This window comes from Kaistella carnis (assembly GCF_003860585.1).
Taxonomy (GTDB): Bacteria; Bacteroidota; Bacteroidia; order Flavobacteriales; family Weeksellaceae; genus Kaistella; species Kaistella carnis.
The window spans coordinates 1,797,474-1,814,638 of sequence record NZ_CP034159.1 but is presented as its reverse complement, the minus strand read 5'-3'; the positions used below and the strand labels follow the sequence as shown (position 1 = coordinate 1,814,638).

Annotated in this window: 17 protein-coding genes; 13 read left to right on the top strand and 4 right to left on the bottom strand. The window is 37.1% G+C overall.

The features are described 5' to 3' along the window. Positions 1-119: 119 nt before the first annotated feature. The 12 genes from EIB73_RS08365 to trmB all read left to right on the top strand — a co-directional run bounded on the left by EIB73_RS08365 (position 120) and on the right by trmB (position 14,155). Positions 120-782 (top strand): succinate dehydrogenase cytochrome b subunit, encoded by a 663-nt coding sequence (locus tag EIB73_RS08365; protein ID WP_125024427.1) that lies wholly within the window; start codon positions 120-122, stop codon positions 780-782. 57 nt (positions 783-839) lie between these two features. Beyond that, on the top strand, positions 840-2,852 hold the full coding sequence (locus EIB73_RS08360; RefSeq protein ID WP_125024425.1) for a fumarate reductase/succinate dehydrogenase flavoprotein subunit: 2,013 nt from the start codon (positions 840-842) through the stop codon (positions 2,850-2,852). Positions 2,853-2,872: 20 nt separating this feature from the next. Next, entirely contained in the window at positions 2,873-3,640 is a 768-nt protein-coding gene (locus EIB73_RS08355) for a succinate dehydrogenase/fumarate reductase iron-sulfur subunit (protein ID WP_125024423.1), read from the top strand. A 181-nt stretch (positions 3,641-3,821) separates the two neighbouring features. Beyond that, positions 3,822-5,330: a TlpA family protein disulfide reductase gene (locus EIB73_RS08350; protein WP_125024421.1), complete on the top strand. Its 1,509-nt coding sequence runs from the start codon at positions 3,822-3,824 to the stop codon at positions 5,328-5,330. A 77-nt stretch (positions 5,331-5,407) separates the two neighbouring features. Beyond that, entirely contained in the window at positions 5,408-5,713 is a 306-nt protein-coding gene (locus tag EIB73_RS08345; protein ID WP_125024419.1) for a hypothetical protein, read from the top strand. A gap of 102 nt (positions 5,714-5,815) precedes the next feature. Then, positions 5,816-7,225, top strand: a complete 1,410-nt coding sequence (rlmD, locus tag EIB73_RS08340; RefSeq protein WP_125024417.1) for a 23S rRNA (uracil(1939)-C(5))-methyltransferase RlmD — start codon at positions 5,816-5,818, stop codon at positions 7,223-7,225. Between the two features lie 18 nt (positions 7,226-7,243). Further along, on the top strand, positions 7,244-7,723 hold the full coding sequence (locus EIB73_RS08335) for a DUF6452 family protein (protein WP_125024415.1): 480 nt from the start codon (positions 7,244-7,246) through the stop codon (positions 7,721-7,723). Then, positions 7,689-8,348 carry a DUF6048 family protein gene (locus EIB73_RS08330; protein ID WP_125024413.1) on the top strand — a complete coding sequence of 220 codons (660 nt, stop codon included), beginning with the start codon at positions 7,689-7,691 and terminating at the stop codon, positions 8,346-8,348. Before EIB73_RS08335 ends, EIB73_RS08330 begins: the two co-directional genes overlap by 35 nt. A 255-nt stretch (positions 8,349-8,603) precedes the next feature. Continuing rightward, the gene (locus EIB73_RS08325) at positions 8,604-11,522 is read left to right on the top strand and encodes a reprolysin-like metallopeptidase (RefSeq protein WP_125024411.1); all 2,919 of its coding nucleotides are present in this window, start codon (positions 8,604-8,606) and stop codon (positions 11,520-11,522) included. Positions 11,523-11,689: 167 nt separating this feature from the next. Beyond that, entirely contained in the window at positions 11,690-12,481 is a 792-nt protein-coding gene (locus EIB73_RS08320; protein WP_185144614.1) for a hypothetical protein, read from the top strand. Positions 12,482-12,692: 211 nt separating this feature from the next. Then, positions 12,693-13,412, top strand: a complete 720-nt coding sequence (locus EIB73_RS08315; protein ID WP_228411219.1) for a DUF6759 domain-containing protein — start codon at positions 12,693-12,695, stop codon at positions 13,410-13,412. A 65-nt stretch (positions 13,413-13,477) separates the two neighbouring features. Continuing rightward, positions 13,478-14,155 (top strand): tRNA (guanosine(46)-N7)-methyltransferase TrmB, encoded by a 678-nt coding sequence (trmB, locus tag EIB73_RS08310; protein WP_125024407.1) that lies wholly within the window; start codon positions 13,478-13,480, stop codon positions 14,153-14,155. A gap of 91 nt (positions 14,156-14,246) precedes the next feature. Here trmB and rpsB read toward each other — a convergent pair whose 3' ends face one another. From rpsB to EIB73_RS08290, 4 genes are all read right to left on the bottom strand, one after another. Beyond that, positions 14,247-15,023: a 30S ribosomal protein S2 gene (gene rpsB, locus EIB73_RS08305; protein WP_125024405.1), complete on the bottom strand. Its 777-nt coding sequence runs from the start codon at positions 15,021-15,023 to the stop codon at positions 14,247-14,249. 162 nt (positions 15,024-15,185) lie between these two features. Beyond that, complete coding sequence (rpsI, locus tag EIB73_RS08300) at positions 15,186-15,572, bottom strand: 30S ribosomal protein S9 (protein ID WP_125024403.1); 387 nt, start codon at positions 15,570-15,572, stop codon at positions 15,186-15,188. Positions 15,573-15,577: 5 nt separating this feature from the next. Then, entirely contained in the window at positions 15,578-16,033 is a 456-nt protein-coding gene (gene rplM / locus EIB73_RS08295; protein ID WP_125024401.1) for a 50S ribosomal protein L13, read from the bottom strand. Between the two features lie 162 nt (positions 16,034-16,195). Further along, positions 16,196-16,528, bottom strand: a complete 333-nt coding sequence (locus EIB73_RS08290; protein WP_125024399.1) for a hypothetical protein — start codon at positions 16,526-16,528, stop codon at positions 16,196-16,198. 148 nt (positions 16,529-16,676) lie between these two features. Between EIB73_RS08290 and EIB73_RS08285 the strand changes: the two genes are divergently transcribed. After that, positions 16,677-17,072 (top strand): hypothetical protein, encoded by a 396-nt coding sequence (locus tag EIB73_RS08285; RefSeq protein ID WP_125024397.1) that lies wholly within the window; start codon positions 16,677-16,679, stop codon positions 17,070-17,072. The last annotated feature ends 93 nt before the right edge of the window (positions 17,073-17,165 follow it).

The following is a 17,165-nucleotide window of genomic DNA, read 5'->3' as shown; positions in this document are numbered from 1 at the left end:
AACGCTTCTATCGCCATCTTATTTAGAAAGATTACAAACTAAAATATTCTGACATTTCTCACGTGGTAATCGCTCTGCAATTTTCTAACTTTGTAAGAATTCAAATTTAAACATTAATTATGGCAGGATTAACAAGTTCTACTATTGGTAGAAAGTACGCAATGGCATTGTCTGCGATGTTTTTGCTCATTTTCCTAATTATCCACCTTGCGGTGAATTTACTCTCAGTTATTAGTCAGGATGCCTACAATGGTGCATCAGAATTTATGGGTTACAATCCCTTAGTTCAATTTTTGATGCAACCGATCCTGGGTTTTGCAGTTATTTTCCATTTTATTATGGGATTTGTTCTGGAAATTAAAAACAGAAATGCAAGGCCAATTAAATATGCTGTGAACGGTTCTTCTGCAAACTCCACGTGGATGTCTAGAAATATGATTATTTCCGGGTTGGTGGTTTTGGCATTTTTAGGATTACACATGTATGATTTCTGGTGGCATGAGATGGATTTTAAATACATCCAGGGAAATACACCTGATGAAGCTAGATTTTGGCCGGAGTTGCACGCTAGATTTGCAAATATCGGAAGAGTCATTTTCTATGTAGTTGCTTTCATTCTATTAGGTTTGCACTTGGCGCACGGTTTTCAATCGTCATTCCAGTCTGTTGGAGCAAGACATCCTAAATACACTCCGGTAATTAAAGCGGTGGGAAATTGGTATTCAATCCTTATTCCGGCAGGTTTTATTTTTATCGCAGTTTTTCACTTCTTAACTCAATAAATTTTAAGTTTTTAAACGACATTAAAATTTAAAATTTAAAACTTAAAATCTCTAAAAATGAGCAAATTAGATTCAAAAATTCCGGCAGGTCCATTAGCGGACAAATGGAAAAATCATAAAGATCATATGAACTTGGTTTCCCCAAACAACCGTGATAAAATTGATATCATCGTAGTGGGAACAGGTTTGGCAGGAGGTTCAGCCGCTGCAACATTAGCAGAACAAGGTTATAATGTAAAAGCATTCTGTTATCAGGATTCTCCAAGACGTGCACACTCAATTGCTGCACAAGGGGGAATTAATGCTGCTAAAAATTATCAGGGAGACGGGGATTCAGTATACCGTTTATTCTACGATACCATAAAAGGTGGGGATTACCGTTCAAGAGAAGCAAACGTATATAGACTTGCAGAAGTTTCTGCGTCGATTATTGACCAGTGTGTTGCACAGGGAGTTCCTTTCGGACGTGAATATGGAGGCCAGTTAGATAACCGTTCTTTCGGAGGTGTACAGGTTAAAAGAACCTTTTATGCAAAAGGACAGACAGGACAACAACTTTTATTAGGTGCTTATTCCGCAATGAGCCGACAAATCGGTAAAGGAAGAATAAAAATGTACAACCGCCATGAAATGATGGAGTTGGTGATCATCGATGGTAAAGCCAGAGGAATTATTGCCAGAAATTTGGTGACCGGCGAAATTGAAAGACATTCTGCTCACGCGGTTGTTATCGCTTCCGGAGGATACGGAAATGTTTATTTCCTTTCAACGAATGCAATGGGATCAAACGTTTCAGCTGCCTGGAAAATTCATAAAAAAGGAGCGTATTTCGCAAACCCTTGTTACGTACAGATTCACCCGACTTGTATTCCGGTACATGGGACGGCACAGTCAAAACTGACGCTGATGTCAGAATCTTTAAGAAACTCAGGTAGAATTTGGGTTCCTAAAAATATAGATGATGCAGTTGCAATCCGTGAAGGAAAACTGAAACCTGAAAATATCGCCCCGGAAAATCGTGATTATTATCTGGAAAGAAGATATCCTGCATTTGGAAACTTGGTGCCAAGAGACGTAGCGTCCAGAGCAGCAAAAGAAAGATGTGATGCGGGTTACGGAATCGAAAATAATGATACCCACGAAGGTGTATATCTTGATTTCTCTACCGAGATTCAGAAGAAAGGAAAAGAAGCTGCCATCGAGAAAAATATTCATAACCCAACCGAGCAGCAGATCTACGACTTAGGAAAAGCTTGGATTGAAGAGAAATATGGTAACCTTTTCGTGATGTACGAAAAAATTACAGCTGACAATCCATATGTAACCCCGATGAAAATTTATCCGGCAGTTCACTACACCATGGGTGGCGTTTGGGTTGATTATAATTTACAATCTACCATCCCGGGATGTTTCGTTATTGGGGAAGCTAATTTCTCTGATCACGGGGCAAACAGGTTGGGAGCTTCAGCATTGATGCAAGGTTTAGCCGACGGTTATTTCGTACTTCCTTACACCATTGCAGATTATCTGGCTGCAGATATTAGAACCGGAGCAATTCCGACAAACGCTGCAGAATTTGATGTTGCTGAAAAAGAAATTCAGGATAAAGTAAACTTCTTCATTAATAATAAAGGAATACACAGTGTAGATTATTTCCATAAGAAATTAGGTCACATTATGTGGAACAAAGTTGGGATGGGAAGAACTCCTGAAGGTTTACGGGAAGCAATTGCGGAGATTGAAGAAGTAAGAAAAGAATTCTGGGCAAACGTAAAAGTTCCGGGTGATGCAACAGGCATGAACATGGAATTAGAAAAAGCCTTCAGAGTTGCCGACTTCCTGGAGTTAGGACAGTTGATGGCGAAAGATGCGCTCGAAAGAGAAGAATCTTGTGGAGGGCATTTTAGATGGGATCACGCAACGCCGGAAGGTGAAGCAGAAAGAGATGATGAAAACTTCAAGTACGTAGCTGCTTGGGAATATAAAGGCATGGACATCAATCAAGAAGTGATGCATAAGGAGGAATTGATTTATGAAAATATCGAAGTTAAAACAAGAAGTTATAAATAATCTCCAAAATATATAAAAAAATGAGTGCAAAAAAAGGATTAAGCCTGACTCTGAAAATTTGGAGACAGAAAAATAATAAATCAAAAGGACAGTTCGAGACCTACAAAATTTCTGATGTTTCCACCGATTCGTCATTCTTGGAAATGTTGGATATGCTCAACGAGAACCTTAACAATGAAGGTAAGGAGCCTATTGCTTTTGACCATGATTGTAGAGAAGGAATTTGTGGAATGTGTTCTCTTTATATTAACGGGCGCCCTCATGGTCCAGATACGGGAATTACTACCTGTCAGTTGCATATGAGAATGTTCAAAGATGGAGAAACCATTCATATTGAACCTTGGAGAAGTGCGGCTTTTCCAATTATTAAAGATTTAGTGGTAGACCGAAGCTCTTTTGACAGAGTTATGGCTGCTGGTGGATTTATTTCGGTAAACACCTCCGGGAATACCTTGGATGCAAACGCGATTCCGGTTCCAAAAGATGATGCTGATCATGCCATGGATGCTGCTGCCTGTATCGGTTGTGGTGCCTGTGTTGCAACCTGTAAAAATGGTTCTGCAATGTTGTTCGTAGGAGCGAAAGTTTCTCAGTTCGCATTACTACCTCAAGGTAGAGTAGAAGCAGAACGAAGAGTGCTGAATATGGTGAAAGCGATGGATGAAGAAGGATTTGGTAACTGCTCAAATACTGGTGCTTGTGAGGTAGAATGTCCGAAAGGAATTAGCCTTTCTGTCATCGCCAGAATGAACCGTGAATATATGGCAGCGACTCTGGATAAAGGTTAAAATTTTAGCCAAAATGTATAAAAGCTGTTTTCAGAGATGAAAGCAGCTTTTTTCTTTGTTAAACTTTCATAATTGTGACCAATTAATTTTAATTAACTCAACGAATACCTTATTTTTGCCGCAAATTAGAGTTCGATTCCTAATTTTTATATAACAGACTTTAAAAAAGAAAAACAATAAGATGAGTAAGTATTTTTTCATGCTAATGATTGCCTTTGTTGCAATGTCATGTTCGAAAAAGGTTGAGGTTACCGGTAATTTTGCGGGCGGCTCTCCATTAGAAAGAATTGAATTTATTGAAGCTTCAGGTGTGGCAACGCTTCCCTTGATCAATATTGGTGTTGATGCGAAAGGAAATTTCTCCGGGAGTTTTGATGCTCCTAAAGACGGAATGTATATTATGAGCTATGCAGGAAAGCAAGCCATGATTTATTTAAAAGGTGGTCAGAAAATAAATATCTCCGGTGAAGCAGCAAATTTCCCTACGAAATTTACAGTAACAGGTGACGGCAAGAAAAATAATGACTTTTTACAGGAAGCTACCAATTTAATTCAAACCTATGCAGCAAAAATCAATGTTGGTGAATTGGTAAGTAAAGATGAACCTGCGTTTTTAAAGGAAGCAGAAAAAATCCGTTCAGAACTGGAGAAAAACATCGATAAAGCTGCTGCTAAAACTTCGCCGGACAGTGATGTGCTCCAGTGGAAGAAAGACGAATTGAACGCCAGTATTTTAGGTTTAATGAATCAATATGAAATGAACCGTCCACAAGCGAGTCAAAATCCAAACTTTAAAGTTTCCAAAAACTTTACGGATATCGAAGAGAAATTAAGAAAAGATGATACACGTCTTCTTAAGAATCAGCCGATCTACAGAAACTATCTTTTAGGAAAAGTAAGCAAGGAATTTCAAACATTCCATGACGCGAATAATAAAGGAGGAACAGAAATTTCTTCCGTTTTATTCTCTAATTTCTTAGATACGAAAAAAGATATGCCGCAATTGGCGAAAGATTATCTATTGGCTTATGTTATGACCACCGGTGATATCAGTCCTTCAACAACGCCGGAAAACGCAGCGAAAGTGAGCAAAATCATCGATGAAAAAATTAAAGATTCCGAAATAAAAAAAGATCTGAAACAAATTCAGTTTGTTATTTCCGGACCTAAAATTGGTGATGCATTTCCTACCGCGAAGCTGGTTAAGCAAGACGGAGGAGATTTCAAAATGGGAGCTTCCAAAGCGAAACCAACAATGGTTCTGTTTTACGCGTCTTGGAACCCTTATATTGCAGAAGCTACTGTACCTGTTTTAAAAGAAGTTGCGAAATTTTATCAGTCAAAAATGGATTTCGTTTTTGTAAATCTGGATGATACCAAAGATCAGTTTGTGAAAACAAGCAATGCGCTTTTAAAAGATATTCCGGGAACCAATGTTTATGCAGAAAATGGAATGAATTCTCAAATTGCAAAAGATTTAGGAATTTACGGATTCAAACTTCCCTCATTTGTAGTGTTAGATAAAGAGGGAAAAATTGCAAGTAAATTCTTCTATAATTTAGGAGATGAGGAATTAATTAAGGTATTAGATAAAATGACGGGCTTGAAAGCTCCAGAAGCAGCTCCAGAAGTAACTTTGCAAAATGACTTAGTTGCTCCGTCTTTGCAGCCCGCTCCTGCGACAAAATAAAGAGCATATAATTTGAAAGAATGAGTCCTGTACATTATTGTGCAGGATTTTTTTTATATTTAATCAAAATTAAAATGATGAGAAAAAAACTTCTTCTTCCTTTAAATATGGTTTATTTGCTTATCCTGGTGGGATTTGCTTTTAGTTTTTTCACCATATCTTTTGATGTCCCGGCTTTAGGAGTTCCACCAAAAGTTGGAAGCTTGCTTGTTTATGTGGGATTGATATCGAGTTTTGCAGCATCGGTCATTTTAATCATCGATGTTTTTAGTAATAACGTCAATGGTAAATATCTCTGGACCGTCGCTATTCTTTTTTCCGGTGGTCTCATCGGCTTTTTCTATTTACGCGGCCGTGATTATTATTTAAAGGGAAGTGATTAGTTTTTGGTAAATTATTTTCTTTAATTTAAAAAAGAATACAATGCGGGCGACTTACCCATTTTTTTATTTTAAAACCTTACTTTTGCCTTCAGATTAAATTCTATGAGAAAGAGAAATAAGAATATTGTTCTAGAAAATATTAAGCTGGTTTCAGCTGGGTCTAAAGGAGTTGCAGTTGGTAAAACAGCGGAAGGAAAAACAGTTTTGGTTTCCGGCGCTGTTCCCGGCGATGTTGTGAATGCGCGCGTAAAGAAATCGAAATCCAATTACTTCGAATGTGATGTCGCCGAGATTGTAGAAAAATCTCCTTATCGTGTAGAGCCGAGATGTATTCATTTCGGCGTGTGTGGCGGTTGCAAATGGCAGAACCTTTCCTATGAAAAGCAACTTGAATTTAAACAGGACGAAGTTTTTAATCATATTAAAAGAATTGCAGGGATCGAAGATTTCGAAACCTTACCGATTCTTGGAAGCGAAGATCAATATTTCTATCGTAATAAAATGGAATTTTCTTTCTCCAATGCCCGTTGGTTAACCCAATATGAAATCAGTGCCGAAGAAAATTACGGTAACAGAGATGCTTTAGGTTTTCATATTCCCGGAATGTGGAGCAAGATTTTGGATTTGAAAGAATGTTTTCTTCAGGAAGATCCCTCGAATGCAATCCGTTTGGCCATTAGAAATTATGCGGTTGATAACGGCTTAGAATTTTTTGATGTTCGAAATCAGGCAGGTTTTTTAAGAACAGTTATGTTTCGTCAAAACTCAAAAGGAGAATGGATGGTTCTTTTCCAGCTCTTCCGAAAAGAGAAAGAAAATATGCAGAAAATGTTCGATTTCCTATTGAGTAAATTCCCGGAAATTAAAACGTTGATGTTTGCTATTAATTCAAAACAAAATGACTCCATTTATGATCAAAATGTAGAGACTTATTTCGGCGATGGCTTTTTAATGGAAGAAATGGAAGGTTTGAAATTTAAAATCGGGCCGAAATCTTTTTTCCAAACCAATTATAAACAAGCTTTAAATTTATACGCTAAGACCTTAGAATTTGCCGATCTAAAAGGGGATGAGGTTGTATATGATCTTTATACGGGTACCGGAACAATTGCACAATATGTTGCGCGGAAAGCAAAACAGGTCATCGGAATTGAGTCTGTTCAGGAATCGATCAATGCGGCAAAAGAGCATGCAGAATTAAATGGTCTTGACAACTGTACTTTTTATTGTGGTGATATGAAAGAAATCTTTAATGATGAATTTATCGCCCAGCATCCAAAAGCTGATGTCTTGATTACCGATCCGCCGAGAGACGGAATGCATCAAAAAGTGGTAGAGCAGATTTTGAAGATTGCTCCGGAAAAAATCGTGTATGTGAGTTGTAATTCGGCAACACAGGCGCGAGATCTGGCTTTGATGAAAGAGCAGTATAAATTGGTTAAAATCTTGCCGGTTGACATGTTTCCGCAGACGCATCATGTTGAAAATATTGCACTTTTGGTAAAGATTTAATTCCTTTAAATTTAATTGATGAAGTTTTTGAAAACACTTTTTGTTTCCCTCTTTCTACTTTCTCTTTTTTCCTGTGGAAGTGATGACGACATCTGCATTGGTGGTGAAGCTTCGCCTCGCATGAAGATTAAATTTAAAACGCAGGCAACAGGTAAGATGAAGACATTGGATTCTCTTTTTATAAAAATAGATTATGGTCAGGGACCAATTCCGGTTTTTGGCAGCGTGGTAAAAACGGATTCTGTTTTAATTCCGTTGCGCGTTGATGACACTCCCTTTACTAAAGTCTATGTCGGATTGTCGCGGGACGAGGTTAATTCAGAAATAACAGTTAATTATACCACCAAATCAGAATATGTTTCTCCCGCTTGCGGAATTAAAAGACTCTATGAAAATGTAAACTCAGAATTGGTTGTGCCCAATGCTGTAAAAGCTTTAGAACAAAATCAAACCCAGATCATCGATGAAAGCAAAACGCATCTTTTCCTTCTTTTTTAGTTTTCTGTTCGTAATTGCTTTTGCACAAAAGGATCAGGATTCACTTCAGAAAAAATGGACGTATGAACCAAATTTTATGGTGGGTCTGGATGTTTTGAATGCCGGAGCCGCTGCATTTTCTGATCGTAAACTGTTTCAGGGTTTTATTTATTCCAATATTAAAAACAATTGGTATGCGGTTGCAGATGCCGGTTTTGAAAAAAATATCTACCAAAAAAATGGTTATGATGTTTCAGCAAATGGTCCTTTCGTAAGATTAGGAGGACTTTATATGTTGGCTTTCGACAAACAGAATCCCAAGAATGGATTTTACGTGGGCGGCAAAGCCGCGGGTTCTTTTTATTCTCAGGAATATAAATCGGTGCCCATTCGTGGTTTTGGAGACAGTGAAGTTTCTCAGGCATTTCCGGAGTCTACACAAAGTTCATACTGGATTGAAGCCAGTATTGGAGGCCGAGTGCAACTCTTTGAATCTCCATTTTATATAGAAGTAAATGCACAGCCCAAATACCTTATCTTCTCCACTACGCAGGAAGAAATCAAACCAATGATCGTTCCGGGATTTGGCAAGAGTTCTGCCAAATTTAACATGGGATTTTCTTGGAATGTTGCCTACTCTTTTTAGGGAACCTATGCTTTACATAAAATAATTTAAGTGTTAATTTTAACACTTTTTTTTGTAAAAAATTTCTTAATCTTTTTCAGACCATTTCAGTATTGATAAAAAATAAGCTAAATTGTTATTACGTCGCTAATTAATTTTTCATTTAATTACCTATATTTTTCAAAAACATTAAAATTTCTACAACTTTTATTTTGGGAGTTGGGAAAAAAAAATTACTTTTGGCTATTATTATTTTTTAACAATTAATTTAGTCTTATGAAGAAAATTTTTACTTCTTTGCTTTGCGGATTGATGAGTACGGCTGCCATTGCCCAATGGAGCCCCACATCAATGCAGGGTGAGAAAATCCGGCCGACATCTAATGTCACGAGCTATTACTCATTAGATCTTAACAAAATGAGATCTGCACTTGCCAACGCGCAAGAGACTGGTAAGAATGCTGTTCCAGTAGAAATTAAGATCCCTACACTCGATGGTAAAGTAGAAAGATTTGCTGTTTACAGTGCACCGGTTGTGGTGAAATCTGTGGCAGACCGCTATCAGTTGGGTTCTTACGTTGGGGTTGGTATTGATAATCCTACAGCATATGTAAGATTCTCTGTTGCTCCAAACGACTTTCAATCAATGATGGTTAGAAATGGTAAATATGAATTTATTGAGCCACAAAATACCTCAAAATCAGTTTACGGAGTTCACGCAAAAAGCAATAAATCCGAAGCAGACAAAGCTTTTGTTTGTTCTACAAGCGAAGCACCTTTAACCAAGCAGCAGATTGATAAGATGTATTCTGCAGGTCAGAACTTTACAAACAATCCTTTGGATTTCAACAAAGCATCTGATAAAAAATACAGAACAATGCGTCTTGCAATGTCTGTTAATGGGGAATATACGCAATACTTCGGTGGAGTAGAGCAAGCTTTGACAGCGATCAATGCAACTATTACCCGTTGTAACTTTGTATTTGAAAAAGATTTCGCTTTAAAATTAATCCTTCAGGATTTCCCGGAATTGATCTTTACAGATCCGGCAACAGATCCTTATACAACATTAGCAAACTGGAACGTACAGTTGCAGCAAACTTTAACCAACACGATTGGAAACGACGCTTATGATATCGGCCACATGTTCGGTGCATCAGGTGGTGGTGGTAATGCAGGTTGTATTGGTTGTGTATGTATCAATCCTACAGGTCCAAATGTTAAGGCAAAAGGTTCAGGAATAACTTCTCCAGCAGATGGGATTCCAATGGGAGATAATTTTGATATTGATTATGTTGCCCATGAAATTGGTCATCAATTAGGAGCAAATCATACTTTTTCTCAAGGTCTTGAAGGTACAGGCCAAAATGTTGAACCTGGTTCAGGGTCTACTATTATGGGGTATGCTGGTATTACTGGTGCTACTGATGTTCAGCAACACTCAGATGCTTATTTCCACATTAATTCTATCAATCAGGTACAAACCAATTTGATCTCAAAAACATGTGATGTAGAAACTGATCTTACAGGGAATAATCCACCAGTAATTACTCCGATGGCAGACATAACAATTCCAAAAGGAACTGCTTTCGTATTAACTGCACAGGCAACAGATCCGGAAAATGATCCATTGATTTATACTTGGGAACAAGTAGACAATGCCACCACTCCTATTTCTAAAGCTAATTTAGGAAATACTACATCCGGAGCTAGTTTCCGTTCAATTACAGGTACAGATAATCCAACAAGATATTTCCCTAAACTGGAGACTGTGATGGCTGGTAATGTAAGCAATCCAAATGATTGGGAAGCAGTTTCGTCTGTAGCAAGATCCTCAAACTTCCGAGTTACAGTTCGAGATAATAATGCAGATACTGCTCAACAACAGACAGAGCAAGCGTTGCAAAAAGTGACAGTTAGTGCAAACGGTCCTTTTAAAATCACCACCAATAAAGTGTATAATAATGCACCAGGTCCATTAACTTGGGATGTCGTAGGCACAGATGCAGCACCATTTAATGTTGCAAATGTGAAAATCGATTATACAACTGACAATGGAGCGACTTGGACTGTTTTAGCAGCTTCAACTCCAAATGACGGTTCTGAAGATTTTAGTTTCTCTTCTTTTGCAACTGATACTGCATTAAAAGTAAGAATTTCTGCAATCGGAAATGTATTTTATGCTGTTGCACCAGTAACGGTTTCCGCAATCGTAGCTTGTGATGGTACTGCACCGGCAGGTCTTGCAGCTTCAGGTGTAACTGTGAATTCAGCAACGGTTTCTTGGGATCCAATCGCATCAGCAACTTATACATTAAGATATAAGAAAGCTGCAGATGCAACTTGGACTGTAGTGCCACTGACGACAAATTCATACACAATTACAGATTTAGAGGAAAGTACAGCGTACGATGTTGAAGTTGCCGCAGTTTGCTCAGGAACCACTGGAGCTTATGCAGCGACCACGTTTACCACTTCAATGTTTGCTTACTGCTCCTTGAGTTCTACGAATTCTACTGACGAATATATTTCTAACGTGAAAATCACTGCCGAAGGTGCTTTAGGTGTAAACAGTACCTCGGGTGCTTCAAACTATTCAAACTATTCTTCAGATCCTGCAAGACTTGTTAACTTAGCGAGAAATACCACAAACAATGTTATTTCTGTAACTAAAGCATGGCCGGGAACTAAATACAGTGAGGCGGTTACCGCTTGGATCGACTTCAACCGAAATGGTGTTTATGAACCAAGTGAAGTGGTTATGTCAACTGCTGCTAATCAAACTACTCCTGTCACTGCAACTTTCGCAGTGCCGGCTGACGCCTATGTTGGAGATAAAACAGTTGGAATGAGAGTAGCCCTTCGTTTCAATTCACCTCAAACTGATCCTTGTGGAACATACAGTTATGGTGAAGTTGAGGATTATGCAGTGAAAATTTCTGCAACTCTTGGAGTGAATGATAACGTAAAATCTACTGAAGTTCAGGTATATCCTAACCCTGCAGTTGATGTATTAAACGTAACTAAAGTAACTGACAAAGCATCTTACACCATCTACAATATGGCCGGTCAAGCGGTATCTAAAGGTAAAGTTGCTGATAATAAAGTACAGGTTTCTAAATTAGAGAAAGGTGTCTATATTATTGCAGTTGATTATAATGGTGATGTAACGAAAGTTAAATTCATCAAAAAATAAACTTTAAGTTTTTTAACTATAGAATCCCCGGGAATTTCCCGGGGATTTTTTTTGGCACAAGCATCAAATTAATTAACAGTAATTTTGAGTCTTTAACCAAACTTTAACCGCTATTTACCATCTAAAAAGGTGTTGTTTGAAAAAAAATCATTTATTTTGCCCTCTGTATGAAGAAGTTATTACTACTCTTTGCTTTACTGATTTTAAGTAACGCTCAAGCCCAATTTTTTTCGGGAGAAATTATAATAAGAGATAAATCGGTTTATTATCTTAATCAGGTATATGTAACCAATATTACTTCTCATAGAACGGTTTATACCGATCATTTCGGCACCTTTAAAATCCCCGCAAAACCTGGAGATGTGATCCGTTTTACCTCAATTGTGACCGATCGAACGGATGTTAAGGTGACAGCGGAGCAACTCCAGAATCCAAACAATTTTGTAGAGCTGAAGATTGCTTATTATGACATTCAGGAAGTGGTCATCAGTAAATTTAAACCAACGGGCAACCTGCGGAAAGATGTAAGTTCTCTTAAAAATGGGGAGAAAAATTTAGCACTCCAGAAAATGATCGGGCTTCCTTCTCCAAAAGGAAATGGTCTTCCACCTCAACTTCCTGTAGCTGGATTAAGTGGAGGGGGTTTGACTTTCAGTTTAGAAAGTATTTATAATATTTTATCAGGAGAACGTAAAAAGCAGGAACGGGCGCAGCAATATGAAAAAATGAGCGTTTCAGTTTCTAATATTAAAAACTATTTTGGAGAAGAATATTTCACCACACTTAAAATACCTAAAAATCTGATAGACAATTTTCTACAGTTTGTTTACAGCTCAGATGATCTTTATCCTTTTGTGCAGAGCAATAATTATGAAGCAATTGGAGTTTACATAGAGAAGTATTTACCAATTTACCAGCGCCGTTTAAGGAATTCACATCTGTTAGACGAGCTAAAGTAATCGCTTCTTATTTATTTCCTTTATAAATTATTTTTTATCTTTGGCGCTTCGGTTTTTTTCCGAAGATTAATTGGTCTTATCGAACTTTACATTAATTAATTCTTAAATTTTTTAAGTCAATATTTACTATTTTTTTATGAAATTACTAAAAAATCTTTTGTTCTTGTGTTTTATTTCGAGCTCATTCGTGAACCTGTCTGCTCAGAAAAAAATGAAAGATTATTCGTTGATTATGCGCAGTACCAATATTTATGAAATTGATGCGTATCTAAAAAATGCACATCCCGACGATCCCAAAAGAATCATTCTAAAACCACGATTAATTAAGTTGCTTAAAGAGTATATAAAAACTGCGCATCCTGCTGATCAGCGTGTGGTTGATTTTCAGGAAAAACTTGCCTTACTCAGAAGTAAGCCTTCCACAAAAATAAGTTTTGAGGAAATGGGTGAGATCATTAAGCAAAAACAAATAGCAAAGTACAAAGAAGAACTGGAGGCAAAAAGTCAAAATATAGGGCAACAAGGCGCTGTGGCGCAAAATTCTGCTACCCTTTCAAGTACAGTTAAAACGACGGCTTCGGCACTTTTAGATACTGATGAGCAGGAGGAGTTTTTGATGCTAATGTCTGTTTCCCCAATGGAGCATAAAAATAAGACCGTTCAGATCCTTAATTCCTTATTTGATAATGATCCGAATGGCAAGGAAAGCATTGTGATGATTGAAAATAAATCAGACTGCAATATGATTATGAGAATTGAGGGCGTTGGAAACACACGTTACAGACTGGCAGTTCCTTCAAAGGAAGAAAGTGCCATCGTGGTACAAAAAGGCAGTTATCTCTTTTCCAGTAAAGTTTGTGGCGCGGAATACGCTTCCCAGAAAACACTTCAGAAGCCCATTATGGTTTCTCTAAATAATCCTGGACAGTAAGATTAAAACTTAATTTTGATTCCTCAAAAAATTTATTTTAAATAAAAATTCGCTCCGACCAATCTATGGGTAAAAATAAAATGGCAAGATTTGCCGAAAACCGTACGCTATCAAATGTTTTTCAGCCGACCAGAGAAGAAGCTTTGGCAGATTTTCACCTGAAAGGGAAGTGGCGGGAAGAATTTTTTAAAAATGATAATCCCATCGTTCTGGAGTTAGGTTGCGGAAAAGGAGAATATTCCGTAGGATTAGGTAAAGCCTTTCCGGAGAAAAACTTTATTGGGGTTGACATTAAAGGAGCTCGTTTTTGGTATGGTGCCAAAGACGCGCTTGCAAACAACTTAAGTAATGTGGCCTTCCTGCGTACACAGATTGAATTGATCGATCATTTTTTCGCAACAGATGAGGTTGATGAGATCTGGATTACCTTCCCGGATCCTCAAATAAAATACAGACGTACAAAACACAGAATGACCCATCCTGATTTTCTGGAGCGGTATAAAAAAATTCTAAAGAAAGATGGCGTAATGCATTTAAAAACCGACTCCGAATTTTTGCATGGCTATACTTTAGGTCTGCTTCAGGGATTAGGACATGAGATTATGTTTGCGAACCACGATATCTATGGTGCACCGGAATTTGATCCCGGAACTCCTTTATTGCGTGAAATTAAAACTTATTATGAAGGATTATTTGAAGCAAAAGGCAAAACCATCACGTATATTAAATTCAAAATAAAATAGACGATAATTATTGATCTATTTTTAAAAATAAGACATAAAAAAAAGGTTCAGAAAATAAATTCTGAACCTTTTTTAATTTGAATATAAAATCTTATTCTGCTGCTGGAGCTTCAGAAGTAAAATCTGCATCAGCATCAGCTGAAACTTTTTCTCCTTCTTCTTTAGATTTTTCTTTTTCTGCTTTTCTTTGAGACAATCCGTCTTTGATTGAAGCTGAAACGATGCTCAGGATCATATCAATAGATTTAGATGCATCATCATTTCCAGGAATTACATATTCTACTTTTCTTGGATCTGAATTCGTATCTACGATTGCGAAAATTGGGATACCCAATTTTTTAGCCTCCGTAATTGCGATGTGCTCTTTCATAATATCAACAACAAAAAGTGCTGATGGAAGACGAACCATGTCAGAAATTGAACCTAAGTTTTTCTCTAAGTTTGCTCTTTGACGATCAACTTGAAGTCTTTCTTTTTTAGATAAAGTTTCGAAAGTTCCATCTTTCTTCATTTTATCAATGTGGTTCATTTTTTTAACGGCTTTACGAATGGTAACAAAGTTTGTTAACATTCCTCCTGGCCATCTTTCAGTAATATAAGGCATATTAAGTTCTGAAGCGTATTTTGCAACCACTTCTTTCGCTTGCTTTTTAGTCGCTACGAAAAGAACTTTTTTACCTGCAGAAGTAATTTTTTCTAAAGCTGAACAAGCTTCGTCTAATTTTACTGCTGTTTTATGTAGGTCGATGATGTGAATACCATTCTTCTCCATAAAAATGTATGGAGCCATATTTGGATTCCACTTTCTGGTCATGTGACCAAAGTGTACTCCTGCCTCTAAAAGGTCTTTAACATTTGCTTTTGCCATGTCTCTTTTTTGTTTTTAGTTTACGTGCCGCTTTATGCAATCAACAATTTCTTTAGATGGGAGAAATGTTTGGGTGCTAAACTAACGGGGCATTTTTGATTAGATAATAAATACGAGATAAAAAATCTCCAACTTGTTCTCCAGTCGTTTTCTGTATACAGATTAACGTTTCGAGAATTGGAATTTCTTTCTTGCTTTTTTCTGACCTGGTTTTTTTCTTTCAACCATTCTTGCGTCTCTTGTAAGCAATCCGTGTGGCTTAAGAAGCAAACGGTTTTCTTCGTTGATTTCGCAAAGTGCTCTGGAAATTGCTAATCTGATAGCTTCAGCCTGACCAGTAATACCACCACCGAAAACATTCACAGTCACGTCATACTGACCTGCTGTTTCTGTTAATAAAAATGGTTGATTCACCTTGTAAACTAAAACGTCAGTTCCAAAGTATTCCTTAGAATCCTTTTTGTTTATCGTGATCACACCAGAACCTGGTCTCACGTAAACTCTTGCAACAGAAGTTTTTCTTCTTCCGATTTTATGAACTATTGACATATTAATTATTTGAATTCGTTAATATTAATTTCTTTTGGCTGCTGAGCTTCATGTTTGTGTTCAGTTCCTTCATATAAATAAAGGTTCTTAAACAATACAGATCCTAATTTGTTTTTTGGAAGCATTCCTTTTACAGATTTTTCCAATACTTTTAAAGAATCTTTCTTTTGAAGTTCAAGTGCAGTCATCGACTTTTGACCACCTGGATAACCAGTGTGCCAAATGTAAGTCTTGTCAGCCCACTTGTTTCCGGAAAGTGTAATTTTCCCAGCATTCAAAACGATTACATTGTCTCCGCAATCTGCGTGAGGTGTAAAATTCGTTTTGTGCTTACCTCTCAAAATCTTTGCAACCTTAGAAGCTAGTCTTCCTAACGGTTGTCCTTCAGCGTCTACCACAACCCATTCTTTATTTGCAGTAGCTTTGTTAGCTGAAACGGTTTTGTAACTTAATGTATTCACAATTTATCGTTTACGATTAAACATAATTTTCCCCAAAACGGGTGTGCAAAGGTATGAATTATTTTTCTATCTCGAAATAAAATAAGAAAGTTTATTCACAATGATTTTTTCTGAAATCTTTCAAATCCTATTTAAAGTCTCTTCCAGTATTTTAAAATCCTCTTACCTTCTTAAAGATTTTGTCCTTTTAAAACTGGCAAGAACATAGTACGCCACAAAAACCATAGAGAATTTGATGATGGATGGAACTGCCAATTCGAAAGTAAATAAAAGCAGACCTAAAAGAATTAAAATTGCCATCGCGAGAAACGAATAAATTAATTTCTCAGGTAGCGAAAATTTTTCATCATCTAGAAAGTAGGCAGTCGCCCAAGCCAAACCAAAAGCAAATCCGTAATACAAATCCAGTTCCCAGCCCTGACTTCCCAATAGAAAGTAGTTCAATAAAAAACTGATTCCGGTTCCGGCGAATAAATAAAGAAACGTCTTCTGCATTTGAAATTAATTTGCGCAAAAATACCAATTTTAATTTTTAGCCAAACCTTATCAATTCGGTGGTTTAATAGTTAGGTCCGCAAACCTCTGATTGCTTTATATATATTGTAGACATTCCGATTAAAATATATATTTGTAGAAAAATAATATGAGAATCTACAAATTCATTATCCTGTTCGCATTATTTTCCCTCTTCTCTTGCCAACAAATTGTAGACAATTATTGGGAGCGAAAAGCAGAAGAAAATTATAGCTCACCTTATAAAGGAGTATATATTGGTACCTATTCAGGATCGGATCAGGGAACGCTTCGTATCGAAATATCCGCAAAAGATTTTGTTGAAGTCAAAAGAATGTCAACACTTAATGCGGTCAACGAGACATTTGAAGGAGGTATGATTGGCGCTTCTTTTAATCAAGTGAAATCCCGCACTTCTGGATTTACCATTTTAGGCAATGTCATCAGCAGTCCACAAAATACCTATTCTGGCACCTGGAAAATTGACGAAGGTAATTCTGGTACGTGGATTCTGAAAAAACAATAACTTTTAGAAGAAAACCTTTTAAGAAATCGCAAAGGCTTTTCTTTTTCCAAAATTTCTAAAATTCCTATCTTTGGGGACAATCGAAACAATATT